Origin of the sequence: Pacificibacter sp. AS14 (genome assembly GCF_038899935.1) — a bacterium.
In the GTDB taxonomy this organism is placed as follows: Bacteria; Pseudomonadota; Alphaproteobacteria; order Rhodobacterales; family Rhodobacteraceae; genus Celeribacter.
In genome coordinates, this window is record NZ_JBBMQI010000007.1 from 35,220 (window position 1) to 60,636 (window position 25,417).

The window sequence follows — 25,417 nt, forward strand, 5'->3', positions numbered from 1 at the left end:
ACTTGCTAAAGGAATGCTGAAATGACGAAAATAACGATCAACACCGCACCGATTGAGGGTCAAAAGCCGGGGACGTCGGGCTTGCGTAAAAAATGTCGTGTTTTCATGACTGAGCATTACCTTGAGAATTTTGTGCAAGCCATTTTTGATGGCATCGGTGGCGTGCAAGGCAAGACCTTGATCGTTGGTGGTGATGGACGTTTTTACAACGATAAAGCCACTGAGATTATCCTGCGTATGGCTGCGGCCAATGGGGCTGGACGCGCCATCGCGGGGCAAAACGGTTTGCTGTCAACGCCTGCTGCATCGCATTTGATTCGGTCGATGAAGACTGATGGTGGCATTATTCTATCGGCCAGCCACAATCCTGGTGGAATCGACGAAGATTTCGGCATTAAGTACAATATGTCAAACGGTGGACCGGCGCCTGAAAGCGTTACTGACGCGATTTTCGATGTGACCAAATCCATTCAAGAGTACCATATTTTTGAGGGCGGTTCCGTCGATCTGTCTGTGATTGGCGCTACCGCGCTGGGCGATATGCAAATAGACATCGTTGATCCGGTCACAGCCTATGTTGATCTGATGCAAAGCCTCTTTGATTTCCCCGCCATTGGCAAAATGATCGCAGGCGGTACGGCGATTCGTTTTGACGCGATGAACGCCATCACGGGTCCCTACGCCTCTGCCATTATCGAAGACTTACTGGGGGCCGCCAAAGGCTCCGTCGTGCATGGCACGCCTTTGCCTGATTTCGGTGGTATGCACCCTGATCCCAACCCCACTTGGGCGCATGAGTTGATGGACGAAATGATGGGGCCAAATGCGCCTGCTTTCGGCTGTGCCTCAGACGGTGACGGCGATCGCAATATGATCGTTGGGCCCAATTGTTATGTCAGCCCCTCTGACAGCCTTGCGGTGATTGCCGCCAACGCCACTGTGGCGCCTGGTTATGCGAGCGGCCTCAAAGGCGTTGCGCGTTCTATGCCCACGTCTGCGGCTTTGGACCGTGTGGCCGAAGCACTTGGCATCGCCTGCTATGAGACGCCAACGGGTTGGAAATTCTTTGGCAACCTGATGGACGATGGCCGCGTGTCTTTGTGTGGCGAAGAAAGCTTTGGCACCGGCTCTGATCATGTGCGCGAAAAAGACGGTGTTTGGGCTGTGCTGATGTGGCTTAACATCATGGCCGTCACAGGCAAATCCGTGCCCGAGATCATGCAAGATCATTGGGCAAAGTTCGGTCGCAACTATTATTCACGTCACGACTTTGAGGCGATTGAAAGCGACAAGGCCGATGCGATGATCACTGCTTTGCGTGGTGCTTTGGCTGGACTAAAAGGCCAAAGCTTTGGCGCGATGACCGTTGAGACGGCGGATGACTATTCCTACCTTGATCCTGTCGATGGCAGCACCTCTGCGCATCAAGGTGTGCGGGTTGTGTTTGAGGGCGGCGCACGTTTTGTCGTGCGTCTGTCAGGCACTGGCACAAGTGGCGCGACGTTGCGGCTGTATGTTGAAAAACTTGATCTGAAAGATTTTGACCAAGATCCGCAAGAGGCTCTGGCCGATGTTCTCAAAGCTGCACACACGATCATTCAGATCGAAGGGTTCTCTGGTCGCACAGCGCCGGATGTCATCACCTAAGCACACTGAAAAGAAACGAAAGTTTTAAATTGAAAAGGGCGCGCTAACACTGATGTGATAGCGCGCCCTTAAATTTTTAATCTCGAAAGACTTAGACTTCGAGAGGCTTGTCGCCGCGTGTCCATGCAAGTGGTTTGAACACTTCATCAACTGGCGTTTCTGCAACGTGGTTGATGTAGTTCGACATGGTTTTTTGAGCCAAACCCAAAATCACATCAAGCACGGCGCGGTGGCTGTAGCCTGCGTCGAAGAATGTTTGCATTTGCGCTTCTGAAACGTTGCCGCGCGCGCGAACCATTTGAATGGTGAAGGTGCGCAGGGCTTCGAGTTTCGCTGATGGCAGCGGTGATTCTGTGCGCAGAGCTTCTGTGATGTCGTCAGAAACCTTCATCATTTTGGCGATGCCTGTGTGCGCAGGAACGCAGTAGTGACAAGCGTGCTCAACGTTGATGGATTGCCAAACAACAGTCAGCTCGTCCGCATCAAAGTTGGTTTCAGTGAAGAGTTTGTGAAGGATTTGGTAGCCTTCATATGCTTGTGGGCTTTCGGCCAAAACTTTGTGCAAGCCAGGAAGACGGCCGAATGCTTTTTGTGAATTTTCCAAGAAAGGCTTGGACGCTTCTGGTGCAGTTTCGAGATCATGTGACGGGAAGTTCAACATCTGAATATCTTTCATAAAGTTTGTATATCGACTCTTTATGCTTTATTGAGTGATCACTCAAGTATATAATTGAGCAATCGTTCAACAATTGGTGATCCAATGCCTCGTAAACCAAATTATGACAGGACTGATCTTATTAACCGCTCACGCGATCTGTTTTGGCAGCGCGGTTGGGCGGGCACGTCTTTGAAAGATCTAGAAGCCGTTTTGCAAATGAAACCTGGAAGCTTTTATGCGGCCTTTGGGTCCAAGGATGCTCTGTTCGAGCTTGCGATGGAAAAATATGCTTCAGACGGACTTGATCGTCTCAAAGCTTTGGTGGAAGAACAGGGAGCGCTTAAAGCACTGCAACGCTTTCCGATGATGGCTATCGACAACGACGATGCCCCTGCGAAAGCCTGCATGTTGTCTAAGACACTGCTCGAACTTCAAGCGCATAAACATCCCTTAGCTAAGCAAGCCAATCAGCATCTTTTGCGTATGGAAAGTCGTTTTGCCGACCTGTTTGCACAGGCGCAATCAAGCGGCGAAATTGATGCAGCGCATGATTCGGAAGTACTTGCGCGTCGGTATCAGTCTGATCTTTTGGGCTTACGTGTGTCCGCAGAACGCGAGGATGTCGATGCGCGAGCCATTGCGACTGAAATCGCCGACAGCTTGGTCCGGCTTTAACAATCTATCTTAGGTTCTGAAACGAGCGTCGCGTGTCGCGAAACAGCTGGGCATCGGGCTGCAAACCCATGCACCATAAGCAACTCAGACGGCACTTGCAGAAATGGCAAAAATACCGCCCGAAAGCTAGTTTTACGACAGTATATCTGGATTTTTGAAAAAGCTGCTATGGGGTGACATGAGCCATTGGCCTTGGTCTGTTTTGAAAAACTTAAAGCGGCCATCCAGATAGGGCGCGTCCTGTACTGTCATTGCAAAAGCCTTTGCCTGCGATCAAAATGTTCGGATCTATAGTCTGTGGTGACGTTTTGATCACGATTTTCATACCTATTTCCGTCACCATTTCCATATGGCACCCCCACAGTATGCGCGCAAAAACATTTGCACAGTTGGGGCATTGGCGGGTTCGACCAGCTGCGCGTAGGGTGACCACATCAAAGATTCTAGCTTAATTTTGCCGATCTCCTTATAAAGCACCGCCTCAAAAAGCGACAGCAGAGGCACCATATGAGTTGGGAAACACATTTAAGCGCAGCGCTCGGAAAGGGCGACGACTCGCGACACGGAAATACAGGTCGCACGCAGGCCAGAGATTTGCTGGGCGCCCTCTTAATGCGACGGTTCAAAAAAATCACGCGGTTTGGATTTTACAAAAGGTTTACTCCAAAGGATTGAATATTTGCGCGCGGCAAGATTAACTTGTCACGATAATGTAACGGGAGAGGTTTCATGTCTGACAGCAGTATCAAGAACATGGAGCAGTTTGCTGCGATCAGTGGCATCTCTCGACCGACGGTTTCCAAGTACTTCAATGATCCTGACAGTGTCCGCCGTTCCTCACGCGAGCGCATCGAAGCTGCGATTGAGAAGTATAACTACCGCCCCAACATTTTTGCGATGAACCAGAACCGAGCGCTGACCAAAAATATTGGCATCGTTGTTCCGTTGCTATCGGATCCATATTTTTCGGAAATTGCCCGAAACCTTGAACAACATTGCATAGACGCTGGATATCGACCGACGCTTTTCAGCGCGCATGGTGATTCGAAGCATGAAGTGGAGGTCCTCGACAATTTACGGTCGCTCAAACCAGCCGGCGTTTTGCTTGCGCCTTTGGGACGGGCGTCTGATCAGGACGTTCTTGAGAAATTCTGCGCCGACGTGCCGACACTGATTTTCGACAGCAACGTCGGGGAATGTGGCATCGAATTTGTCGGATCAGACAACTTTCAATTTGCGCGGGACATCACGAATTATTTGTGCCGCTCAGGTGAGCCTCCATGCTTTTTTGAGATGAAGACCCCGGCAAATCCAAATGCCCATCGCCGCCGCCAAAGTTATTTAGCCGCTATGGAGGAGTTTGGATTCGAACCTCAGGTGATTTCCGTCGAGGGAGAAGGTTGGGCCTTTGAAGAAATCGGATTTCGAGGGGCACAAGATGCGCTTCTAAAAAAGGCGTTCGCGACGAATACGGTTCTGTGCAGCAATGACCGATTGGCGATTGGCTTTTTGTCGGCCTGCTACGTGAATGGAATCACTGTCGGTCACGGTGAAGGTTGTGCGATTCGGGTGGCGGGGCAGGATGGTCATCCGCTTACACGCTACACGTGCCCACCGTTGACAACGATCTCACACAACTACGAAGCTGTGTCTTTACAGGCTGCAGAAGCACTATTTGCTGCCATTGATGGCCAAAAACAACCCTGGAAGAGCACACGGATTGAGGGAAAACTGATCTTACGTGCGTCAGCTTAGCTGCCCTATATTTTACGCGCGTAAAGTTTTTGTTGACGCGGATACAGATTCTCTATTACCTTGTTCGGACCACATCTAATCAGGGAGGATTTCAGATGTCTTTACGGAATACACTTTGTGCGGCAACCGCGCTTACACTCGTCACAGCGACTGGTGCATTGGCCGACGATCACACAGCAACAATCACCATCGCGACAGTGAACAACGGCGATATGATTCGTATGCAAGGCTATACAGATCAGTTCACCGCTGAAACTGGCATTGCCGTTGATTGGGTGACCTTGGAAGAAAACGTATTGCGTCAGCGCGTCACAACCGACATCACCACAAAAGGTGGTCAGTTCGACGTTATGACAATCGGTATGTACGAAACACCGATCTGGGGTGCAAACGACTGGCTTGTTCCACTGAATGATTTGTCCGCTGAATACGACGTTGACGATATTTTGCCAGCCATGCGCGATGGTTTGTCCGTCGACGGCACGCTTTACGCAGCACCATTCTACGGCGAAAGCTCAATGGTGATGTACCGCACAGATCTGATGGAAGCTGCTGGTTTGGCTATGCCAAAAGACCCAACATGGCAGTTCATCCGCGAATCGGCTGCAGCCATGGATGATCCTGCAAACGACGTAAACGGTATCTGTTTGCGCGGTAAAGCTGGTTGGGGCGAGGGCGGTTCCTTCATCACAGTCACTGGTAACTCATTCGGCGCACGTTGGTTTGATGAAGACTGGAATGCTCAGTTCGACCAACCAGAATGGTCCGAAGCCGTCAACTTCTACCTTGATCTGATGAACGACTTTGGTCCTGAAGGTTTTGCAACGAACGGGTTTAACGAAAACCTGTCTTTGTTTAACCAAGGCAAATGTGGCATGTGGATTGACGCGACTGTTGCGGCATCCTTTGTGACTGGCGAGGGTTCAACAGTTAAAGATTCTGTTGGCTTCGCATTGGCTCCAAATGCTGAAGGCGTTGATAAGCGTGCAAACTGGCTCTGGGCTTGGGCGCTCGCGATCCCAGCAGGCACTCAGCAAGAAGCTGAAGCTAAGACTTTCATCGAATGGGCGACATCTAAAGCCTACATCGAATTGGTTGCGGCAAATGAGGGTTGGGCAAACGTTCCTCCAGGTGCGCGTACATCATTGTACGAAAACCCAGAGTACCTGAAAGTGCCTTTCGCACAGATGACACTGGATTCAATCAACGCTGCTGATCCTAACAACCCGACTGTAAAGCCGGTTCCATATGTTGGTATCCAGTTCGTTGCTATTCCTGAGTACGCAGGGATTGCCACTGAAGTAAGTCAAGAGTTCTCAGCGGCTTATGCTGGTCAACAGACTGTTGAAGAAGCGTTGGAAAAAGCTCAGGCGATCACCAACGACGCAATGGAAGCCGCCGGCTACCGCTAGAGGTTCCTCCTAGATCGGAGGGCGAGCACAGAGTTCGCCCTCCGATTTAATTCTACAAATCATTTGCTTTTATGACCCAAACCAGTGTGCCCGCGGCTCATTCTGCGCGCCTGCAAAAAGAGAAATTTTCTTATGGCTACCAAAGCATCCCGATCCGCTGCTCGTCTTATGATGGCGCCCGCTGTCATCCTCCTTTTAGGGTGGATGCTGGTGCCTCTGGTTCTGACGCTTTGGTTCTCGTTCGTAAAATTCCTGCCGATGCGTGGCGACACCATCGCAAAGGGCCTCGACTGGGTCGGATTTGAAAACTACGTAAGGTTCTTTTCGTCCAGTTCGTTCTGGCCATCAGTTCAAGTCACTGTTTTGATGGTCGGTGGTGTTTTGGCCATTTGTATCATCTTCGGCGTTCTTTTTGCGCTTTTGCTGGACCAACCGATGTGGGGGCAGGGCGTCGTCCGTATCCTCGTGATTGCACCCTTCTTTGTAATGCCGACCGTGTCCGCACTGGTCTGGAAAAACATGATGATGGATCCGGTCAACGGCCTTTTAGCACATTTATGGCAATTTTTCGGGGCAGAACCCGTCGTCTGGCTGCAGGATGCCTCGCTCAGTTCAATCATTTTTATTGTGTCTTGGCAGTGGTTGCCGTTCGCTACACTGATCCTGCTGACTGCGATCCAGTCGCTCGACAGTGAACAGCTTGAAGCGTCTGAAATAGACGGCGCCCACCCGCTCCAACGGTTCGCTTATATCGTTTTGCCGCACATGGGCCGGGCCATTACCATCGTAACGCTCATCATGACAATCTTTCTGCTGTCTATCTTCGCAGAGATATTCGTGACGACCGGCGGTGCCTTCGGAACGCGAACACTGACGTTCCTCATCTTTCAACGTGTCATCGACAGCCAAAACATCGGACTCGGTTCCGCTGGCGGCGTCTATGCCATCATCCTTGCCAATATCATTGCCATCTTCTTGATGCGCATTGTTGGCAAAAACCTCGACCAATAGGGACGGACACATGGCACGTTCAGTATCAACGCAACGCAAGATCATCACGACCGCCGCTGCATGGCTTATCGGTATTTTGATCTTTTTTCCAATCTTTTGGACCATTCTCACCAGCTTTAAAACTGAGGCTCAGGCGATCAGCAATCCACCCGTGTTTTTCAACTTCGACTGGACGTTGGAAAACTATGCTGTGGTTCAAGAACGGTCCGACTACATGCGGTTCTTGTGGAATTCCGTGATCATCGCTGGGGGCTCAACTGTGTTGGGTATCATGATCGCGATTCCTGCCGCATGGTCGATGGCTTTTGTGCCGTCGGCGAAAACGAAAAATATCCTGCTCTGGATGTTGTCGACTAAGATGATGCCTGCGGTCGGTGCGCTGTACCCATTGTCGCTGCTGTTCGTCTGGTTGAACCTTTTGGACACGCGGTTTGGTCTGATCATGGTCTTGATGCTGTCGAACATGCCGATCATCGTCTGGATGCTCTACACGTATTTCCGCGAAATTCCGGGCGAAATTCTTGAAGCAGCCCGTATGGACGGCGCGAAATTGCGTGAAGAGATCTTTTATGTGCTGACGCCGATGGCCATTCCAGGCATCGCATCGACCTTGTTGCTCAATTTCATTCTAGCTTGGAACGAAGCCTTTTGGACGCTCAACCTGACAGCAGCCAAAGCGGCGCCTTTGACGGCCTTTATTGCCAGTTACTCTAGCCCTGAAGGTCTGTTTTTCGCGAAACTCAGTGCGGCATCAACAATGGCGATCGCTCCAATTCTCATCCTTGGCTGGTTCAGCCAGAAACAACTTGTCCGCGGCCTGACTTTTGGCGCGGTGAAATAAGGAACCTTGCTCATGGGACAAATCGAACTCAAACAGGTGACCAAAAGCTTTGGCAACACCCAAGTCATTCCGCCACTTGATCTGACCATTCACGAAGGTGAATTCACAGTCTTCGTCGGACCATCAGGGTGTGGTAAATCAACATTGCTGCGCTTGATCGCGGGTCTGGAAGACATCACGTCTGGCCATATCGAGATCGACGGCACAGATGCGACCTCTCTTGTGCCAGCGAAACGCGGCTTGGCGATGGTGTTCCAATCTTATGCGCTTTACCCGCATATGTCGGTGCGCAAGAACATCGCCTTTCCATTGAAAATGGCGAAAATGCCTAAGGAAGAAATCGACAAGCGCGTGAACGCTGCCGCTGAAGTTTTGAACCTGAAAGACTATATCGATCGTCGTCCTGGTCAGCTGTCTGGTGGTCAACGTCAGCGGGTCGCCATCGGCCGTGCGATTGTGCGCGAACCTTCGGCTTTCTTGTTTGACGAACCTTTGTCAAACCTTGACGCTGCGTTGCGGGTGGGAATGCGTTTGGAAATTTCCGAGCTGCACAAACGCTTGAAGACCACGATGGTTTACGTGACACACGATCAGGTCGAAGCCATGACTATGGCCGACAAAATCGTGGTTTTGCAAGCTGGCGTGATCGAACAGATTGGCAGCCCTCTTGAGCTGTACCGTGCCCCGCGCAATATCTTTGTGGCTGGCTTTATTGGCTCACCTAAGATGAACTTGATCACGGGTAAAGAAGCCGCCAAATACGACGCGCACACGATCGGCATGCGTCCAGAGCACATCGATGTTGTTGTGGACGGCGAAGGCGAATGGAACGGGACTGTCGGGGTGGCAGAACACCTCGGCTCTGACACCTTCTTTCACATTCACAACACTGGATTGGGCGAGATGTTGACGGTTCGTGCTATTGGTGACGTCAGCCTCAAGCACGGCGATAAAATTGGTTTGAACCCGCGTAAAAATGAAATGCACAGGTTTGATGCTGCGGGCCTAAGGATTGCGTGAAATGAAACTCAATGATGCCAACCTCGCCGATCTTCCTGAAGACGTTCTACGTCCAAGCTATGATCGCAGCGCTCTAACGCCGGGCATTGTCCACATCGGAGTTGGTAACTTTCACCGTGCGCATCAGTCGTGGTATTTACACCGGCTGATGCAGCAAGGTGAGGCACTGGATTGGGCCATTGTTGGTGCGGGCGTGCGGTCTTACGATTCTGATATGCGCTCACGACTTGCCGCGCAAAACTACATGACCACGTTGATTGAGTTGTCTCCAGAAGGGCAGTCCATGGAAGTGGTCGGCTCTATGATTGACTACGTTGCAATCGAGGATGGCAACAGCGCATTGATCGACCGGATGGCGCAGCCTGACATTCGCATTGTCGCGCTCACTGTAACTGAAAGCGGTTACTATATCGATCCCGTAAGCCAAGCCTTTGATACCGCTCATCCTGATATCGTGCATGACGCAGAGAACTCTGACACCTCGCGCACAGCCTTTGGCGCTATGATCTCGGCATTGAAAAAACGGCGCGAAACTGGCGCGGGTCCATTTACGGCACAAAGTTGTGACAATTTGCAAGGCAATGGCGATGTATTACGTCAAACCATTGTTGGCCTTGCGCGTCTTCAGGACCCTGATTTGGCCGAGTGGATCAATGAGAACTGTAGCTTCCCAAACTCTATGGTCGATTCTATCGTGCCATCCACTGGCCCTGCTTTGATTGAGAAAGCGCGCGCAGCGGGCATTGACGACACAGCCCCGGTGAGCCATGAGAATTTCCGCCAATGGGTGATAGAAGACGACTTCTGTGCGGGTCGCCCCGCATGGGAAAAGGTCGGTGTGACCTTTACAGACGATGTGCACGCTTTTGAAACAATGAAAATTCGGATCCTGAATGCAGGTCACCAAGTCATCGCAAATGTGGCAGAAGTTTTGTCAGTGGAGACGATTTCAGACTGTATGGAACATCCGCTGATTAGGGCGCTGTTTGAAAAGGTTGCGCTGGACGAGGTTGTGCCGCATGTCGATGCCGTTCCAGGCATGACGCCGGAACTCTATGTTGCATTGATCAAGCTGCGGTTTTCCAATCCCAAAATCGGCGACACGACCCGCCGCGTAGCCTATGACGGAAGCGCTCGTCATCCTGGTTTTGTCTTGCCTCTTGTGCGCAAGGCAATCGAAAAAGGTACGCCTTTGAATGGCTTTGCGTTGGTTGAAGCCGCTTGGGCTCGTATGTGCCAAGGTACACGCGAAGATGGCAGCATAATCGAGGCAAATGATCCCATGTGGGACGCGCTTCAGACAACAGCTGAGAGCGCGCGCATGCGGCCGCAGGTTTGGCTTGATCAACCGTCTATCTATGGTGATTTGGCACAAAATCCTGCGTTTTCGGCGGCTTTCGATCACTGGTTGCGCATGATTTGGAACGATGGAATGGACGCGGCTTTGTCTGCCTATTGTGAGATGTCGGAAGACGAAGGAAGTGATTGTCTGCGCGCATGACTGGCTTTCAAACGGACGTTGATGCGGTTTGCGCCTTGGCGTTAAGCGGAAAGTCTCACACCAGCAGGACCGTGATCGGTATTGCTGGTCCACCTGCGTCAGGCAAATCGACTTTGGCCGAAGCTGTTGTCGATGCGCTGAATGATGCGGCCGAGGGGGAGATCCCTGTGGCCGCACTTGTTCCGATGGATGGGTATCACCTCGATAATGTCATCCTAAAGGCCAAGGGGCTTTTTGAGCGCAAAGGCGCGCCAGAAACTTTTGATGCCCATGGGTTCTGTGATGCTCTTAGTCGTTTGAGTGATCAATCCGCTGAGTTGTTTTTCCCTCGTTTCGATCGCGGGATGGATCTGTCTGTTGCTGGCGCGCTTTCCATCCATCCCAAGACGCCGATTATCGTTGTCGAGGGCAACTACCTTTTGCTCAAATCCGCGCCTTGGTCGTCGTTGAAAGATCTCTTTTCTGCCAGCGTCTTTGTGTCTCCGACGCGTCAGGTGTTGCGTGATAGATTGGTGCAGCGCTGGATTGATCACGGCTTAAGCCCCGACGCTGCATTGAAGCGCGCTAGTGGCAACGATCTACCCAACGCCGAACGCGTCCTTAATGAAAGCACGAAAGCTGATTTGACCCTTCCTCAAAGCGATGTCGATTGAGATAAGTCATCAAAGGGCGGGCAGGGTGCCAGTCGCATATCCCCTCGAATTTAGGAATTGAGTATGACCTCGGCCCTTGACCAGCTGAGAACGATGACAACGGTCGTCGCTTATACCGGTGAACTGGCTGCTGTACGCAAATATGCTCCTGTTGATTGTACGACCAACCCCTCTCTTGTTTTGGCAGCCCTTAGCGATCCCGCCAGCGAAGACCTGAGCGCGCGAATTGGTGCAATGTAAGGCAGAGGACTTGGGTGTTGAGAAAGCTGCCGCGCGCCTTATCGTTGCGTGGGGGCTGAGCTAAGCAAACTTGTGTCAAGGCGGCTTTCGACAGAAGTGGATGCGAGCCTACACATGCACCCAGTTCGTTGTGATTGAAACGTTCCGTTGGATTGCTTGTTTCATGTCTGTAGCGTGGGCAACTTATCATCGCAGCGTACAGATTTAACTGTTTATCAAGTCGTTACGCGTAAGGGCAGAATGCGATTGTCACAGCGCCTGCGCAGTGTTGCTTGCTGCGCTGCGACAGAACAATTCTCACGTCTTTAGGGTACAGAGGTCGCCAGCTCGGACAAAGTTTCCACAGCTCAACACTGGGTTGCAATATTATCTGGAACTAAGCGATAGGGGTCTGGTGGAGCCTAGGGGAGTCGAACCCCTGACCTCTTGCATGCCATGCAAGCGCTCTACCAACTGAGCTAAGGCCCCTTAAACCAGTGCGTTCCGCGCCAGTTTGGCGGGTCTGCGGCGGGCTATATCGCCCTGCCGCGTTAGGTATTGCGACTCAGCTTGAAGTTCAAGCAAAAAGTCGGCTGTGACGTGAATTTAGTCGTCGTCGTCTGAGGCAACGTCAGCGATTTCATCAAGTGAAACGTTGTCGTCATCGTCGTCTTCTAGCAGATCATCATCAATATCGATGTCTGCATCGTCGTCGACGACCAAAAGCTCGTCCACTTCATCGATTTCTTCTTCGACGGGCGCTTTTTTCTCGGCAGCTGCAACGCGCGATTTGTTGTTCAAGTCAAACGTCACCACTTCGCCAGTGTATGGCGAAACGATTGGGTCCTTGTTGAGGTCGAAAAATCGTTTGCCGCTTGTTGGGCAGAGGCGCTTTACGCCCCATTCTTCTTTGGGCATGACAATCCCTTTCGTCGTGTCGTTCCATTTCGGATTGACGCGCCATGCCATATCAATTGGGGCGTGTCAAAGGCTTTTCGGTTTTCGAGGTGTTTTGGGTGTGGTCTGTCGTCTTGTGCGGGGGTACTCTTGCCCTAAGGCCCTCATGTGGGCTTGTTACCCCCCTTAGCCCCGCAGACAGGCGCGCGACAATGGATCAAGCAATCTTAGATGGCGACCCCCCAGTATCTGTGGTGTTGCGGCGTTCGGCGCGCGCACGCAGGCTGTCGTTGAGGGTGTCGCGTTTGGATGGACGTGTCACACTGTCTTTGCCGCCCCGCGCTAGTGAACGTGCGGCTATGGCATTTTTGCGAGAGAAAGAAAGTTGGATTCGCGACAACCTAGAACAGCTGCCTGAGGGGCGTGTTGCGTCGATTGGATCGACTGTACCATTCCTTGGTCAACAGGTGTCTGTGGTCACGGGAACAGGGCGGGCCGCGCGTCTTGATGGCGATAGGTTGTTGGTGCCAAGTGCTGCCAATATGGTCGGTCCACGGATTGAGGCGTTCTTTAAACTACAGGCCAAGACCTATCTGCGCGCGGCTTCTGATAAATACGCCAAAGCATTGAGCACCGATTATGGTCGACTGACCATCAGAGATACGCGGTCGCGTTGGGGGTCTTGCACGAGCGATGGCAATCTTATGTATTCTTGGCGGCTTGTTATGGCGCCTATCGCTGTGTTGGATTACGTTGCTGCCCATGAGGTGGCGCACCGGTTGGAAATGAACCACTCAGATCGATTTTGGGCGCATGTAGCACGGGTCTGCCCTAATTATGCGACCCACCGCGATTGGCTGCGCACCGACGGGCAGGTCCTACATGCGTGGAAGTTTAAGGCTTAGACGATTCAAAAGGCGACCAATTGGTCACGGTTGACGTCTTTGATCAACCAGAATGAGAGGGCAATTGACGTCGCAGGTGTTTGTGATCACATTGATATAATGATGATTCAAGCTCCAAAACCCAATGAAACCGCAACGTCAGCACATGATCGTGTCTACCGGACGCTGCGCACCCAAATCATGCATGGCGAAGTGCGTCCTGGACAGTCCATGACCCTGCGCGGGATTGGCAAGACCTTTGGGGTATCTATGACGCCAGCGCGCGAAGCGGTGCGCCGACTCGTAGCCGATGGCGGACTGTCTTTGTCGTCTTCAGGCCGCGTCAGCACACCTGAGCTGTCCAATGAGCGCCTTGAAGAACTTGCATCTATTCGCGCGCTGATCGAACCTGAATTGGCCTCACGGGCTTTGCCGCGTGCACACTTGGCGCTGATCGATCGGTTGCAAGCGATCAATGCCTCAATTGCTGAATGTGCAGCAAAACATGATGATGTAGGCTATATCCGCACCAATCTTGAATTTCACCGCACGCTTTATTTGCGTGCCCAAGCGCCCGCGATGTTGGCCATGACCGAAACCGTCTGGTTGCAGCTAGGGCCCACAATGCGCGCCCTTTATGCGCGGCTCAATCGTACCGAAGTTCCGCACAATCACAGACTTATCGTGGCTGCGTTGCGCGCCGGCGATGAACCTGGGTTGCGGCTTGCATTGCGTTCTGATGTGACCCAAGGGTTGCGATTGCTCGCTGTTTGACGCCGCTCCTTTCATCTGACAGACCCCTAAAAAAAATAAATGAGATCCCAATGGAAAACGCACGCTTTTTAGAAATGACCGAACTCATGACGCCAGAAATGGCGAACTTTTCAGGCAAGGTGCATGGGGGCGCGTTGTTGAAAATTCTCGATCTCGTGGCTTTCTCTTGTGCCTCGCGCTTTTCAGCGAAATATGCGGTGACGCTGTCGGTGGATCAGGTGGTGTTCAAAGAGCCTATTCATGTGGGCGAATTGGTGCATTTTCGCGCGTCTGTGAACCACGTGGGGCGTTCGTCGATGGAAATCGGAATGCGGGTTGAGGCGGAAAATATCCGCACCCGTAAAGTGCGTCACACCAATAGCTGCTACTTTACGATGATCGCGGTGGATGAGGCGGGCAAACCCATCGCTGCGCCGCAGTTTCAGCCGATGACTGAATTGGATCGTCGTCGTTGGCGCGCTGCTGAGTTGCGCAAAGAGCTGCGTAAAGAGCATGCCGCACGGATGCAAGAGATCTCAAATCTGAGCAAATAGCGCGAAAGCTGGAAACTAAAAAAGGCGCCACAAGGGCGCCTTTTCATATTCTCTTATCTCGTACTTACGCGTGGATCGCGCCGTCGCCCAAAGCCAATGCAGCTTCACGAACGGCTTCGGAATAGGTCGGGTGCGCATGGCAAGTCATGGCAACATCTTGCGCTGATCCGCCGTATTCCATCGCAACACAGATTTCGTGGATCATGTCGCCAGCTGATGGACCGATGATCGCAGCGCCCAGCAGGCGGTCTGTATCCGCATCGGCGATGAGTTTCACGAAACCGTCGCCTTGGAACACAGCTTTCGCACGGGCATTGCCCATGAACGAGAACTTGCCGACTTTGATGTTGCGACCTTCGGCTTTGAGTGCCGCTTCGGTTTTGCCGACAGTTGCGACCTCTGGTGATGTGTAGATCACGCCTGGGATCACGTCGTAGTTCACGTGGCCATGTTTGCCCGCAAGAACTTCTGCGACGGCCATGCCTTCGTCTTCGGCTTTGTGTGCCAGCATCGGCCCGACGATGGCGTCACCGATGGCGTAGATGCCAGCAACATTGGTCGCCCAATGCGCATCGGTTTTAACCTGACCGCGTTCAGTGAATTCAACGCCAACCTCAGCCAAGCCAAGACCGTCGGTGAAGGCTTTGCGACCTGTGGCGACAAGAACGACATCCGCGTCAAGCACGTGCTCAGACTCGCCTTTCTTGAGTTTGTAAGACACTTTGGCTTTGGTTTTATTCGCTTCAACACCTTGAACAGCTGCGCCCATGATGAATTGCAGACCTTGCTTTTCAAGCAGTTTTTTGAAGCTGCGCTGAACATCTGCGTCCATGCCAGGAGTGATGGCGTCCATGTATTCCACGACGGTCACTTCGGTGCCAAGACGGGCGTAGACAGAACCGAGCTCAAGCCCGATGACGCCTGCGCCGATCACGGTCATTTTCTTTGGTACTTTTGGCAATTCAAGCGCGCCTGTGGAATCGACCACAACGCCAGCCTCATTGTCGACCTCGATACCAGGGAGAGAAGACGGCACCGAACCGGACGCGATGACGATGTTTTTCGCCTCATGTACGTCGTCGCCGACTTTGACTTTGCCAGCCGCAGGGATAGTCGCCCAGCCTTTGATCCAGTCGATTTTGTTCTTTTTGAACAAGAATTCGATGCCGCCAGTGTTCTGGCCAACAACGTCATCTTTGTAGGCTTTCATCTGGTTCCAGTCGACGGACGGCGATTTGCCTTTAAGGCCCATCTTCGCAAAGTTGTGCTCGGCTTCGTGCAGATGATGCGTCGCGTTCAATAGCGCTTTGGAGGGGATACAGCCCACGTTGAGGCAAGTACCGCCCAGTGTGTCGCGGCCTTCAACAACAGCCGTTTTCAGGCCAAGTTGCGCACAGCGGATCGCGGAAACATAGCCGCCAGGGCCTGCACCGATGATGATGACGTCGTAGGAAGCCATTGGTTTTCTCCTTGGGCTTTTTGTGTAAGGGGCGGTGCCCCGTACTTTTCTTGGATTAATCTTCGATATCGAGCTGAACAATTACATTGTTGTAGCCGTAAACATCGAGCGTGGCATCGCGGCGGCTTTTTTGAGATGACTCTGAAATGCCAGCAACAACCAAGCCGACGAGGCCGCTGCCATAGCCATAGCTGCGCGCTGAAGCTGTAATGTCGCGAACCGTAATATTCACGGCGGGCATAATCTCAAGCTTGCTGACGTCTTTATATTTGCATGTTATCGACGCTGGTGGCGTGCGCTGCCCCATGTCTGGCGTTGTCACAAGGGCAGGGGTCACGAAACTTGCTTTAAACCCGTCTGCAGTGAACGTACACGGAATTCCGGATACTTCGTTGCGCCCTTTGCTGGATTTCACAAAGGTTCGTGCTGTGAAATTGTGTGTGCCCTTTGCTTTGAGGTTCTTCGTTGCTGTATATGGAATTGGGGCCTGTGTAATATCTGCAACTTCACACGCTGAGAGGGTTGCGAGCGCAGCAGCAATCAAGAAAAATTTACGTGTCATAATATACTCTATAGCTTGAATTGTTTGAGGCGATGGCGCGTGCATAAATGCCTTTATAACATCAGAAAGATGGAAAAGAAAAAGGGCGGTACCTTACGATGCCGCCCCAAAAACTTTTACAGATCCATCAACAAACGACGTGGGTCTTCCAGTGCTTCTTTCACACGCACAAGGAAGGTCACAGCGCCTTTGCCGTCAACGATGCGGTGATCGTAAGACAAGGCAAGGTACATCATCGGACGGATCACAACTTGGCCTTTGATCGCCATTGGGCGGTCTTGGATTTTGTGCATGCCGAGGATGCCGGACTGTGGAGGGTTCAAGATAGGTGAAGACATCAAGGAACCGTAGACGCCACCGTTTGAGATGGTGAATGTGCCGCCTTGCATTTCTGCCATGGAGAGCTTGCCGTCACGAGCACGTGCGCCTTTTTCAGCGATCGCTTTTTCGATGCCTGCAAATGACAGCTGATCACAGTCACGGATCACAGGCACAACGAGACCGGTTGGCGTGCCAGCAGCGATGCCCATGTTGACGTAGTTTTTGTAGACGATGTCTGTGCCGTCGATTTCGGCGTTCACTTCAGGCACTTCATTCAGAGCGTGCATACAAGCTTTGGTGAAGAAGGACATGAAGCCCAATTTCACGCCGTGCTTTTTCAAGAACAGGTCTTTGTATTCGTTGCGCAGCGCCATCACTTCAGTCATGTCGACTTCGTTGTAGGTGGTGAGCATCGCGGCGGTGTTTTGTGACTCTTTCAAGCGGCGCGCAATGGTCTGGCGCAGTTTTGTCATTTTTACACGCTCTTCGCGGGCAGCATCTGCTGGTGCGGAAGGCGCACGTGGTGCAGCGGCAGCAGGCGCAGGGGCTGCTTTTGGTGCTGAGATGGCTTTGAGCGCATCGTCTTTCATGATGCGGCCATCTTTGCCAGTGCCGGACACAGCCGCTGGGTTCACACCGTTTTCAGCCATCAGTTTGTTGGCGGATGGTGCGTTCTCGATGTCTTTGCCTGTGGTTGCAGCAGGAGCCGCCGCAGCAGCAGGAGCCGCAGCAACAGCGTCCGCACCAGAAGAAATCACAGCAAGTTTGGCAGTCGCGTCAACGGTGTCGCCTTCGGCGGCTACGATTTCGGTCAAAACACCGGCAGCAGGCGAAGGCACTTCGACAGAGACTTTGTCGGTCTCAAGCTCGCAGAGCATTTCGTCTTGCGCGACGGTGTCGCCGACAGCTTTGAACCAAGTTGCCACGGTGGCCTCAGTTACGGATTCGCCAAGTGTTGGCACCATAACATCGACAGATGAGTCACCAGCGGCAGGCGCTGCGGCAGCTGGAGCGGAGGTCGCAGCAGGTGCAGGAGCCGCACCTTCGCCAGCATTCAAAGTCGCAAGCAGGGCATCAACGCCAACTGTTTCGCCTTCGGCAGCAATGATTTCGCCGAGTGTGCCCGCCGCAGGGGAGGGTACTTCGACTGTGACTTTATCGGTTTCTAGCTCGCAAAGCATTTCATCAACGGCAACAGCGTCGCCTGGTTTTTTGAACCAAGTTGCAACGGTGGCCTCGGAGACGCTTTCGCCTAGGGTTGGGACGCGGACTTCAACAGACATTGGATTACCCTTTGATATTCAGCGCGTCGTTCACGAGCGCCAGTTGTTGTGCTTTGTGTTGGGATGCGAGACCAGTGGCTGGCGACGCGGAGGCGTTGCGACCGGCGTAAACCGGACGGGTATGTTTGGCTTTGATACGGGTGAGAACCCACTCGATGTTTGGCTCAACGAATGTCCAACCACCTTGATTTTTGGGCTCTTCTTGACACCAAACGACTTCTGCACCTTTGAAACGCTCAAGTTCCTTGACCAACGATAGGGCTGGGAAGGGGTAGAACTGCTCGAGACGCAAGATGTAGGTGTCGTCTTTGCCTGCGGCATCGCGTGCTTCGAGAAGGTCATAGTAGACCTTGCCCGAACAGATCACGACGCGTTTGATTTTGTCATCAGCCTTGAGTGTGATGTCGGATTTGCCAGTACGGTGGCTCGCATCCGCATCATCCCAAAGGACACGGTGGAAGGACGACCCATCGGTGAAATCAGCCGCAACAGAGGTCGCAAGCTTGTGACGCAAAAGCGATTTAGGTGTCATCAAAACCAGAGGCTTACGGAAAGACCGATGAATTTGGCGACGCAGGATGTGGAAGAAGTTCGCAGGCGTCGTACAGTTGGCCACGATCCAGTTGTCTTGACCACACATTTGCAAGAAACGCTCAAGACGGGCAGAGGAGTGCTCTGGGCCTTGGCCTTCATAACCGTGTGGCAACATCATAACGAGGCCAGACATACGCAACCATTTGCTTTCACCAGACGAGATGAATTGGTCGAACATGATCTGCGCGCCGTTGGCAAAATCGCCAAACTGTGCTTCCCACATAACCAGCGAATTTGGCTCTGCAAGCGAGTAGCCGTATTCAAATCCAAGCACAGCGTATTCGGACAACATGGAGTCGATGACTTCATATTGTGATTGCCCGTCGCGAATGTTGTTGAGCGGGTAGTAACGGTCTTCGGTTTTTTGGTCGATCAAAGCGGAGTGGCGATGCGAGAATGTACCGCGTGTGGAATCTTGCCCCGCTAGACGTACAGGGTAGCCTTCGGTCAAAAGTGATCCGAATGCCAAAGCTTCGCCTGTTGCCCAGTCAAAGCCTTTGCCATCTTCGAACATTTTGGCCTTGGCATCCAATTGACGCGTTACTGTTTTGTGGACAGTCACGTGGTCAGGTTGGGTTGACAAAGCCTTGCCAACTTCTTGCATGGTGTCCACAGAAATGGATGTTTGTCCACGCTGGTATTCGTCGCCTTCTTTGTTGATGTGCGACCAGCGCCCATCCAACCAGTCTGCGCGGTTTGGTTTGAAGTTTTTGCCAGCTTCAAACTCATCATTCAGATGCGCTTGGAAGGCGGCTTTCATATCTTCGATTTCGCCCTCAGGGATGAGGCCGTCTTTCACCAAACGTTCAGTGTAAAGCTGCAAGGTGGTCTTGTGCTTTTTGATCGTTGTGTACATCGCTGGATTGGTGAACATCGGCTCGTCGCCTTCGTTGTGACCAAAGCGGCGGTAACAGAAGATGTCGATGACGACGTCTTTGTGGAACTTTTGACGGAACTCGGTGGCCACTTTTGCCGCGTGTACAACAGCTTCGGGATCGTCACCGTTCACGTGGAAGATTGGTGCCTCAACGACCAAAGCGTTGTCTGTTGGGTAGGGGCTTGAGCGTGAGAAATGCGGCGCAGTGGTGAAACCGATTTGGTTGTTCACAACGATGTGGATCGTGCCGCCAGTTCTGTGGCCGCGCAGGCCTGAAAGACCGAAACATTCCGCAACCACGCCTTGGCCCGCGAAGGCCGCATCGCCGTGCAACAGCACAGGGATCACAGATGTGCGCTCGGCATCATTGTTTTGGTCTGTTTTCGCGCGCACTTTACCAAGCACAACAGGGTTCACCGCCTCGAGGTGCGATGGGTTGGCTGTCAAAGACAGGTGCACAGAGTTGCCGTCAAATTCGCGATCTGAAGATGCGCCGAGGTGGTATTTCACATCGCCTGAGCCGTCGACGTCTTCTGGCTTGAAAGAACCACCTTGGAATTCGTGGAAGATCGCGCGGTAAGGTTTGGACATCACGTTGGACAACACGGACAAACGCCCACGGTGCGGCATGCCGATGATGATCTCTTTGACGCCCAAGTTGCCGCCACGTTTGATGATCTGCTCCATCGCTGGGATCAAGCTTTCACCACCATCAAGGCCGAACCGTTTGGTCCCCATGTATTTGACGTGCAGAAATTTCTCAAAACCTTCGGCTTCGACCAGTTTGTTCAGGATGGCTTTGCGACCTTCACGGGTGAACTGGATTTCTTTGCCGTAGCCTTCGATGCGTTCTTTCAGCCAACCCGCTTGTTCGGGGTCGGAAATATGCATGTATTGCATCGCGAAGGTGCCACAGTAGGTGCGCTTCACGATGTCGATGATCTGACGCATCGAAGCCATTTGCAGGCCCAGCACGTTGTCGATGAAAATCGGGCGATCCATGTCGGCGTCAGTGAAGCCGTAAGATTTTGGATCAAGCTCAGGATGTGGCGTGTCTGCTTTCATCTTGAGCGGGTCAAGATCGGCAACCAAGTGGCCGCGAATACGGTAGGCGCGAATGATCATAAGCGCGCGGATGGAATCCAGCACGGCGCGTTTGACTTGCTCGTCAGACACCGCGACGCCTTTTTCAGCGGCTTTGGCTTTGATTTTTTTCTCTGCCGCGGCTGGCTCTGGTGCCCATTGGCCGTCCATGGCTGCGGTCAGGTCATCGTTTGGCACAGGTGGCCAGTCGGCGCGACCCCATGAAGGTCCAGCTGCCTCGGCTTGTGCATCGGCTGGCGCATCGCCCAAGCTTTGGAAAAACTCTCCCCAAGCTGCATCAACAGAAGACGGGTCGGTGGCGTAGCGGGCATACATCTGTTCGAGGTATTCCGCATTGTGGCCTTGCATAAAGGAAGACGCGTGGAAGATGTCGTTGTCGTTATGGTCTGACATGAGGATGACCTTGGGTTGGGTGTCTGTGCGGTTTTGTGTTTGGTATCGTATGATGCACATATAAACATGCGCATCGTTTATAAAGCTAAGCCTGCGCCTTTAAAGTCAAAGGCGCAGGCGATTTTTAAGCGCAAGGCCAGAAATTAGGCTTTGATTGCTGCCATAACAGCTTCGCCGAGTGTCGCAGGGCTATCCGCCACAATGATACCAGCAGATTTCATGGCTTCGATTTTGCTTTCCGCATCACCTTTACCACCAGCAACAATCGCGCCAGCGTGGCCCATGCGACGGCCGGGAGGCGCTGTGCGACCAGCGATAAAGCCAGCTGTTGGTTTCCAACGGCCTTTTTTGCGCTGCTCTGCGAGGAATTCAGCGGCTTCTTCTTCTGCAGAGCCGCCGATTTCGCCGATCATGATGATGGACTGTGTTTCGTCATCGTTGAGGAACATGTCCAAGATGTCGATGTGCTCAGACCCTTTGATGGGGTCGCCGCCGATGCCCACAGCTGTGGATTGGCCGAGGCCCAGATCAGAGGTTTGTTTCACAGCTTCGTATGTCAATGTACCGGAACGGGACACAACACCAACAGACCCACGGTTGTGGATGTGGCCTGGCATGATGCCGATTTTACAAGCGTCAGGTGTGATAACGCCTGGGCAGTTTGGTCCGATGAGACGGGATTTGGACCCTTCCAAAGCGCGCTTCACTTTCATCATGTCCAAAACTGGAATGCCTTCCGTGATACAGATGATCAATTCCATTTCGGCGTCGATCGCCTCAAGGATTGAATCCGCTGCGAAGGGCGGAGGCACGTAGATCACAGAAGCATTTGCTTCTGTCACATGGCGTGCTTCGTGTACGGAGTTGAACACAGGCAAATCAAGGTGGGTCATGCCGCCTTTGCCTGGTGTCACGCCGCCAACCATTTTGGTGCCGTAAGCAATCGCTTGCTCTGAGTGGAATGTGCCCTGTGAGCCTGTGAGGCCCTGACAGATCACGCGTGTGTTTTCGTTTACGAGAATGGCCATGGTATTATCCTTTCACCGCTTTAACGATTTTCTGCGCGCCGTCTTTCAGGTCGTCAGCAGCAATCACGTTCAAACCGGAGTTCTTGATGATGTCTTTGCCAAGCTCAACGTTTGTGCCCTCTAAGCGCACAACGAGTGGAACCTGCAAGCCAACTTCTTTCACAGCCGCGATCACGCCTTCTGCGATCACATCACAGCGCATGATGCCGCCGAAGATGTTCACGAGGATGCCTTTGACGTTTGGATCAGAAGTGATGATTTTGAAAGCTTCAGTCACTTTCTCTTTCGTCGCACCGCCGCCAACATCAAGGAAGTTTGCAGGCTCTGCGCCGTAGAGTTTGATGATGTCCATAGTGGCCATCGCCAAGCCAGCGCCGTTCACCATACAACCGATTTCGCCGTCGAGAGCGATGTAGTTGAGGTCGTGCTTGGAGGCTGCGAGCTCTTTTGGATCTTCTTCGGTTTCGTCGCGCAATTCCGCGATGTCTGGGTGACGGTACATTGCGTTGCCATCGAAGGACACTTTCGCGTCGAGAACTTTGAGGTCCAAAGTTTTCTCAAGAACGATGAGCGGGTTGATTTCCAGCATCTCCATGTCTTTCTCAATGAAAGCACGGTAGAGGTTGCCCATCAATTTGACACACTGTTTGACTTGTGCGCCCTCGAGGCCCAAAGCGAATGCGACGCGACGGCCGTGGAACGCTTGGTATCCGCATGCAGGATCAACAGAGAATGACAAGATTTTCTCAGGTGTGTTCGCGGCCACTTCTTCGATGTCCATGCCGCCTTCAGTGGAGCACACAAAAGACACGCGAGAGGTTTGACGATCAACGAGCAAAGCCAAGTACAGCTCTGTCTCGATGTCAGAACCATCTTCGATGTAGATGCGGTTGACTTGTTTGCCAGCAGGACCAGTTTGGTGCGTGACCAAAGTCTGACCGAGCATTTGTTGCGCGTGCTGAGCAGCTTCTTCAACGGAGAACGCCAAACGCACGCCGCCTTTTTCGCCAGCTGCAGGTTCAACGAATGTACCCTTGCCGCGTCCACCTGCGTGGATTTGTGCTTTGACGACCCAAAGAGGTCCGTCCATTTCGCCCGCTGCTGCTTTTGCATCGGCTGCGTTCAAAACAGCCCGCCCTTCAGAAACCGGTGCGCCGTATGTGCGAAGCAATGCCTTCGCCTGATACTCATGAATATTCATGAATGTGTCCCATCCTAAGTTTTATTCCCTTGTGACATGACACACACGAATATGATTAAGGAACAGTTTTTTCCGAAAATACGTCCTTAAAGCAGTTTTTATCGAATTTGTGATCACAGCTTGAAAACCTGTGATCACAGTTAGCGCAAACGCGATGCGATTATCGATTATATGGGGGAATCATGGTCATGTGGTGCTTGGGGGATCGATCTCGCGACGTTTTTGTATGTTAGGCCTATTGACCGAAGTGTGATGTGTACCAATCCTGCAGGTTCTGCCATACAAATGGCTGGTCTTGTCGAGAGACATTCAATCTCCCCAATACGCGAGTGCGGCCATCTCAAAGAACTCGGCATTTTGATCACGCAGGCTTGCGTCAAGCTGCTCAACGCTTAGACCAAGCCTGTCGCAACCTTGTAGGACGACAGGAATCTCTTGAAGCACCAAGAGCGCGCGATAGGCTGTGGTTTGTGCAGCGGTCACTGATTTTAACGTTCGAAGAAACCGTTCAATCTTATCTGCGTTCTGGGCATGCGCGCCTGAGCATTTTCAATAAAAAGTGCAATGGGGTTACGTCAACGAAATGGTAAAGTGGCACATCGCATCCAACGCGTTTCGCTGGATCGCGGCTGTCGGGCGGCGTTGCAAAGTGGATACCAAGATCTAATGGTGCGCCAGCACGGTACAATGATTTGCCGACTGCATGCCCGCTGACGCCGCGATTGAGGTACATGCCAAAAGGTTTGAAGTGTGGCCGCGGAACATGATCGTATAATTTTGTGGGAAACCGAAAAACGCTAGAAAAGTCAGTTTGTCCCCAAGTGGTGATTGTACTGCTCTCAGCGCAAAACCCAGTCGCATTTGTTCGACGAAACGCTGCATTTGCATTGATTTTTTTGTCGTTTCAAGTGGTGGTTCGGGCCGCGTTTGTGTTCTGGGCTGTCCCAGTAATGTGCGTCGCAAAGTGTGACGTGGCACCCGGGAAAATCTTGAATTAAAGAAAAAAGGCCGGATCGCGATGATCCGGCCTTCGAGTTCGTCGATTTGCCTTGGCTTATGCCAAAGATGGATCGATTTCTTTACAAGCAGCCACAAGGCCTTTGACAGCTTCGACAGATTTGTCGAACATGACTTGCTCTTCTTTGGACATTTTGATGTCGATGACGCGCTCGATGCCGCCAGCGCCGATCACTGTTGGCACGCCAACGTAGAAACCGTCGAGACCAAATTGACCGTCGCAGTAAGCTGCACATGGCAGAACGCGTTTTTGGTCTTTCAGGTAGCTTTCCGCCATTTCAATCGCGGATGTCGCAGGGGCGTAGAACGCTGAGCCTGTTTTGAGCAAGCCAACGATTTCAGCGCCACCATCACGAGTACGCTGAACGATTGCGTCAAGTTTGTCTTGTGTGGTCCAGCCCATTTCTACGAGATCTGGGAGTGGGATGCCGCCAACTGTGGAGTAGCGCACAGATGGAACCATTGTGTCGCCGTGGCCGCCAAGAACAAACGCTGTGACGTCTTTCATGGATACGCCGAATTCTTCAGCCAAGAAGTGACGGAAGCGTGCGGAATCTAGAACACCAGCCATGCCAACAACTTTTTCAGTTGGAAGGCCTGAGAATTCTTGCAACGCCCAAACCATCGCATCGAGCGGGTTTGTGATACAAATTACGAATGCGTTTGGCGCGTGGGTTTTGATGCCTTCGCCGACAGCTTTCATCACTTTGAGGTTGATGCCCAAAAGGTCATCGCGGGACATGCCCGGCTTACGTGCAACACCAGCAGTGACGATACAAACGTCTGCGCCTGCGATGTCAGCGTAGTCTGATGTGCCGCTCATGGCTGCGTCGAAACCCTCGGAGGGGCCTGCTTCTGCGATGTCGAGCGCTTTGCCTTTTGCCGCACCATCATTGAGGTCGAGCAAAATAACATCGCCGAGTTCTTTGAGGGCTGCGAGGTGTGCAAGTGTGCCACCGATTTGGCCTGCGCCGATAAGGGCAATCTTTGGTCTAGCCATGGAATGTGTCTCCGGACAGTTGGTAAGATTGGCCGCATGGGTAATCATTTGTGCGCTGCCGCGCAAGTGCGCTGCAGTGCAGAGTGGCTGGTGTTTTC

23 protein-coding genes and 1 tRNA gene are annotated in these 25,417 nt (G+C 52.4%); 13 read left to right on the forward strand and 11 right to left on the reverse strand.

Translation table 11 applies throughout. The features are described from left to right. Positions 1 to 21 precede the first annotated feature (21 nt). Positions 22 to 1,647 (forward strand): alpha-D-glucose phosphate-specific phosphoglucomutase, encoded by a 1,626-nt coding sequence (locus WNY38_RS08880; protein WP_342856982.1) that lies wholly within the window; start codon positions 22 to 24, stop codon positions 1,645 to 1,647. A 91-nt stretch (positions 1,648 to 1,738) separates the two neighbouring features. Here WNY38_RS08880 and WNY38_RS08885 read toward each other — a convergent pair whose 3' ends face one another. Then, entirely contained in the window at positions 1,739 to 2,308 is a 570-nt protein-coding gene (locus WNY38_RS08885) for a carboxymuconolactone decarboxylase family protein (protein WP_342857097.1), read from the reverse strand. 99 nt (positions 2,309 to 2,407) lie between these two features. Between WNY38_RS08885 and WNY38_RS08890 the strand changes: the two genes are divergently transcribed. The 9 genes from WNY38_RS08890 to WNY38_RS08930 all read left to right on the forward strand — a co-directional run bounded on the left by WNY38_RS08890 (position 2,408) and on the right by WNY38_RS08930 (position 11,413). Further along, on the forward strand, positions 2,408 to 2,980 hold the full coding sequence (locus tag WNY38_RS08890) for a TetR/AcrR family transcriptional regulator (protein WP_342856983.1): 573 nt from the start codon (positions 2,408 to 2,410) through the stop codon (positions 2,978 to 2,980). Positions 2,981 to 3,709: 729 nt separating this feature from the next. Further along, positions 3,710 to 4,735, forward strand: coding sequence for a LacI family DNA-binding transcriptional regulator (locus tag WNY38_RS08895; protein WP_342856984.1), 1,026 nt, complete (start codon positions 3,710 to 3,712; stop codon positions 4,733 to 4,735). Positions 4,736 to 4,830: 95 nt separating this feature from the next. Beyond that, positions 4,831 to 6,147, forward strand: a complete 1,317-nt coding sequence (locus WNY38_RS08900; RefSeq protein ID WP_342856985.1) for a sugar ABC transporter substrate-binding protein — start codon at positions 4,831 to 4,833, stop codon at positions 6,145 to 6,147. A 132-nt stretch (positions 6,148 to 6,279) separates the two neighbouring features. Beyond that, on the forward strand, positions 6,280 to 7,158 hold the full coding sequence (locus WNY38_RS08905) for a sugar ABC transporter permease (protein ID WP_342856986.1): 879 nt from the start codon (positions 6,280 to 6,282) through the stop codon (positions 7,156 to 7,158). Positions 7,159 to 7,168: 10 nt separating this feature from the next. Further along, positions 7,169 to 7,999 (forward strand): carbohydrate ABC transporter permease, encoded by an 831-nt coding sequence (locus tag WNY38_RS08910; protein WP_342856987.1) that lies wholly within the window; start codon positions 7,169 to 7,171, stop codon positions 7,997 to 7,999. A 12-nt stretch (positions 8,000 to 8,011) separates the two neighbouring features. Then, the gene (locus tag WNY38_RS08915) at positions 8,012 to 9,019 is read left to right on the forward strand and encodes an ABC transporter ATP-binding protein (RefSeq protein ID WP_342856988.1); all 1,008 of its coding nucleotides are present in this window, start codon (positions 8,012 to 8,014) and stop codon (positions 9,017 to 9,019) included. 1 nt (position 9,020) lies between these two features. Continuing rightward, positions 9,021 to 10,520, forward strand: coding sequence for a mannitol dehydrogenase family protein (locus WNY38_RS08920; RefSeq protein ID WP_342856989.1), 1,500 nt, complete (start codon positions 9,021 to 9,023; stop codon positions 10,518 to 10,520). After that, on the forward strand, positions 10,517 to 11,173 hold the full coding sequence (locus WNY38_RS08925) for a nucleoside triphosphate hydrolase (protein ID WP_342856990.1): 657 nt from the start codon (positions 10,517 to 10,519) through the stop codon (positions 11,171 to 11,173). The genes WNY38_RS08920 and WNY38_RS08925 overlap by 4 nt, the downstream gene beginning before the upstream one ends. Positions 11,174 to 11,236: 63 nt before the next feature. After that, positions 11,237 to 11,413: a hypothetical protein gene (locus WNY38_RS08930; RefSeq protein WP_342856991.1), complete on the forward strand. Its 177-nt coding sequence runs from the start codon at positions 11,237 to 11,239 to the stop codon at positions 11,411 to 11,413. 392 nt (positions 11,414 to 11,805) lie between these two features. Here WNY38_RS08930 and WNY38_RS08935 read toward each other — a convergent pair. Both WNY38_RS08935 and WNY38_RS08940 read right to left on the reverse strand, forming a co-directional pair. Continuing rightward, a tRNA-Ala gene (locus WNY38_RS08935) sits at positions 11,806 to 11,881 on the reverse strand. A gap of 117 nt (positions 11,882 to 11,998) precedes the next feature. Further along, the gene (locus WNY38_RS08940) at positions 11,999 to 12,310 is read right to left on the reverse strand and encodes a TIGR02300 family protein (RefSeq protein ID WP_342856992.1); all 312 of its coding nucleotides are present in this window, start codon (positions 12,308 to 12,310) and stop codon (positions 11,999 to 12,001) included. A 191-nt stretch (positions 12,311 to 12,501) separates the two neighbouring features. Here WNY38_RS08940 and WNY38_RS08945 point away from each other — a divergent pair, with 191 nt between their 5' ends. The 3 genes from WNY38_RS08945 (at position 12,502) to WNY38_RS08955 (ending at position 14,480) form a co-directional block, all read left to right on the forward strand. After that, entirely contained in the window at positions 12,502 to 13,194 is a 693-nt protein-coding gene (locus tag WNY38_RS08945) for a SprT family zinc-dependent metalloprotease (RefSeq protein WP_342856993.1), read from the forward strand. A gap of 102 nt (positions 13,195 to 13,296) precedes the next feature. Continuing rightward, positions 13,297 to 13,947, forward strand: coding sequence for a GntR family transcriptional regulator (locus WNY38_RS08950; RefSeq protein WP_342857098.1), 651 nt, complete (start codon positions 13,297 to 13,299; stop codon positions 13,945 to 13,947). 50 nt (positions 13,948 to 13,997) lie between these two features. Further along, entirely contained in the window at positions 13,998 to 14,480 is a 483-nt protein-coding gene (locus WNY38_RS08955; protein WP_342856994.1) for an acyl-CoA thioesterase, read from the forward strand. Between the two features lie 64 nt (positions 14,481 to 14,544). On the opposite strand, the gene lpdA is transcribed toward WNY38_RS08955, so the two are convergent. The 8 genes from lpdA to mdh form a co-directional block, all read right to left on the reverse strand. After that, the gene (lpdA, locus tag WNY38_RS08960) at positions 14,545 to 15,939 is read right to left on the reverse strand and encodes a dihydrolipoyl dehydrogenase (protein ID WP_342856995.1); all 1,395 of its coding nucleotides are present in this window, start codon (positions 15,937 to 15,939) and stop codon (positions 14,545 to 14,547) included. 55 nt (positions 15,940 to 15,994) lie between these two features. After that, a complete protein-coding gene (locus WNY38_RS08965; protein ID WP_342856996.1) occupies positions 15,995 to 16,501 on the reverse strand; it encodes a hypothetical protein in 507 nt (168 codons plus the stop codon). Positions 16,502 to 16,617: 116 nt separating this feature from the next. Then, on the reverse strand, positions 16,618 to 18,105 hold the full coding sequence (gene odhB / locus WNY38_RS08970) for a 2-oxoglutarate dehydrogenase complex dihydrolipoyllysine-residue succinyltransferase (RefSeq protein ID WP_342856997.1): 1,488 nt from the start codon (positions 18,103 to 18,105) through the stop codon (positions 16,618 to 16,620). 4 nt (positions 18,106 to 18,109) lie between these two features. Then, complete coding sequence (locus WNY38_RS08975) at positions 18,110 to 21,073, reverse strand: 2-oxoglutarate dehydrogenase E1 component (protein WP_342856998.1); 2,964 nt, start codon at positions 21,071 to 21,073, stop codon at positions 18,110 to 18,112. Between the two features lie 143 nt (positions 21,074 to 21,216). Next, the gene (gene sucD / locus WNY38_RS08980; protein ID WP_342856999.1) at positions 21,217 to 22,101 is read right to left on the reverse strand and encodes a succinate--CoA ligase subunit alpha; all 885 of its coding nucleotides are present in this window, start codon (positions 22,099 to 22,101) and stop codon (positions 21,217 to 21,219) included. A 4-nt stretch (positions 22,102 to 22,105) separates the two neighbouring features. Next, a complete protein-coding gene (sucC, locus tag WNY38_RS08985; protein ID WP_342857000.1) occupies positions 22,106 to 23,302 on the reverse strand; it encodes an ADP-forming succinate--CoA ligase subunit beta in 1,197 nt (398 codons plus the stop codon). Positions 23,303 to 23,611: 309 nt separating this feature from the next. Continuing rightward, positions 23,612 to 23,785 (reverse strand): hypothetical protein, encoded by a 174-nt coding sequence (locus tag WNY38_RS08990; protein WP_342857001.1) that lies wholly within the window; start codon positions 23,783 to 23,785, stop codon positions 23,612 to 23,614. 571 nt (positions 23,786 to 24,356) lie between these two features. Beyond that, entirely contained in the window at positions 24,357 to 25,319 is a 963-nt protein-coding gene (gene mdh / locus WNY38_RS08995; RefSeq protein WP_342857002.1) for a malate dehydrogenase, read from the reverse strand. Between the last annotated feature and the right edge of the window lie 98 nt (positions 25,320 to 25,417).

What these genes read in the sequence shown, in the direction of transcription:
- WNY38_RS08880 (WP_342856982.1), top strand. Translation starts at nt 22, where the DNA reads ATGACGAAAATAACGATCAACACCGCACCGATTGAGGGTCAAAAGCCG.
- WNY38_RS08885 (WP_342857097.1), bottom strand. Translation starts at nt 2,308, where the DNA reads ATGTTGAACTTCCCGTCACATGATCTCGAAACTGCACCAGAAGCGTCC.
- WNY38_RS08890 (WP_342856983.1), top strand. Translation starts at nt 2,408, where the DNA reads ATGCCTCGTAAACCAAATTATGACAGGACTGATCTTATTAACCGCTCA.
- WNY38_RS08895 (WP_342856984.1), top strand. Translation starts at nt 3,710, where the DNA reads ATGTCTGACAGCAGTATCAAGAACATGGAGCAGTTTGCTGCGATCAGT.
- WNY38_RS08900 (WP_342856985.1), top strand. Translation starts at nt 4,831, where the DNA reads ATGTCTTTACGGAATACACTTTGTGCGGCAACCGCGCTTACACTCGTC.
- WNY38_RS08905 (WP_342856986.1), top strand. Translation starts at nt 6,280, where the DNA reads ATGGCTACCAAAGCATCCCGATCCGCTGCTCGTCTTATGATGGCGCCC.
- WNY38_RS08910 (WP_342856987.1), top strand. Translation starts at nt 7,169, where the DNA reads ATGGCACGTTCAGTATCAACGCAACGCAAGATCATCACGACCGCCGCT.
- WNY38_RS08915 (WP_342856988.1), top strand. Translation starts at nt 8,012, where the DNA reads ATGGGACAAATCGAACTCAAACAGGTGACCAAAAGCTTTGGCAACACC.
- WNY38_RS08920 (WP_342856989.1), top strand. Translation starts at nt 9,021, where the DNA reads ATGAAACTCAATGATGCCAACCTCGCCGATCTTCCTGAAGACGTTCTA.
- WNY38_RS08925 (WP_342856990.1), top strand. Translation starts at nt 10,517, where the DNA reads ATGACTGGCTTTCAAACGGACGTTGATGCGGTTTGCGCCTTGGCGTTA.
- WNY38_RS08930 (WP_342856991.1), top strand. Translation starts at nt 11,237, where the DNA reads ATGACCTCGGCCCTTGACCAGCTGAGAACGATGACAACGGTCGTCGCT.
- WNY38_RS08940 (WP_342856992.1), bottom strand. Translation starts at nt 12,310, where the DNA reads ATGCCCAAAGAAGAATGGGGCGTAAAGCGCCTCTGCCCAACAAGCGGC.
- WNY38_RS08945 (WP_342856993.1), top strand. Translation starts at nt 12,502, where the DNA reads ATGGATCAAGCAATCTTAGATGGCGACCCCCCAGTATCTGTGGTGTTG.
- WNY38_RS08950 (WP_342857098.1), top strand. Translation starts at nt 13,297, where the DNA reads ATGATTCAAGCTCCAAAACCCAATGAAACCGCAACGTCAGCACATGAT.
- WNY38_RS08955 (WP_342856994.1), top strand. Translation starts at nt 13,998, where the DNA reads ATGGAAAACGCACGCTTTTTAGAAATGACCGAACTCATGACGCCAGAA.
- lpdA (WP_342856995.1), bottom strand. Translation starts at nt 15,939, where the DNA reads ATGGCTTCCTACGACGTCATCATCATCGGTGCAGGCCCTGGCGGCTAT.
- WNY38_RS08965 (WP_342856996.1), bottom strand. Translation starts at nt 16,501, where the DNA reads ATGACACGTAAATTTTTCTTGATTGCTGCTGCGCTCGCAACCCTCTCA.
- odhB (WP_342856997.1), bottom strand. Translation starts at nt 18,105, where the DNA reads ATGTCTGTTGAAGTCCGCGTCCCAACCCTAGGCGAAAGCGTCTCCGAG.
- WNY38_RS08975 (WP_342856998.1), bottom strand. Translation starts at nt 21,073, where the DNA reads ATGTCAGACCATAACGACAACGACATCTTCCACGCGTCTTCCTTTATG.
- sucD (WP_342856999.1), bottom strand. Translation starts at nt 22,101, where the DNA reads ATGGCCATTCTCGTAAACGAAAACACACGCGTGATCTGTCAGGGCCTC.
- sucC (WP_342857000.1), bottom strand. Translation starts at nt 23,302, where the DNA reads ATGAATATTCATGAGTATCAGGCGAAGGCATTGCTTCGCACATACGGC.
- mdh (WP_342857002.1), bottom strand. Translation starts at nt 25,319, where the DNA reads ATGGCTAGACCAAAGATTGCCCTTATCGGCGCAGGCCAAATCGGTGGC.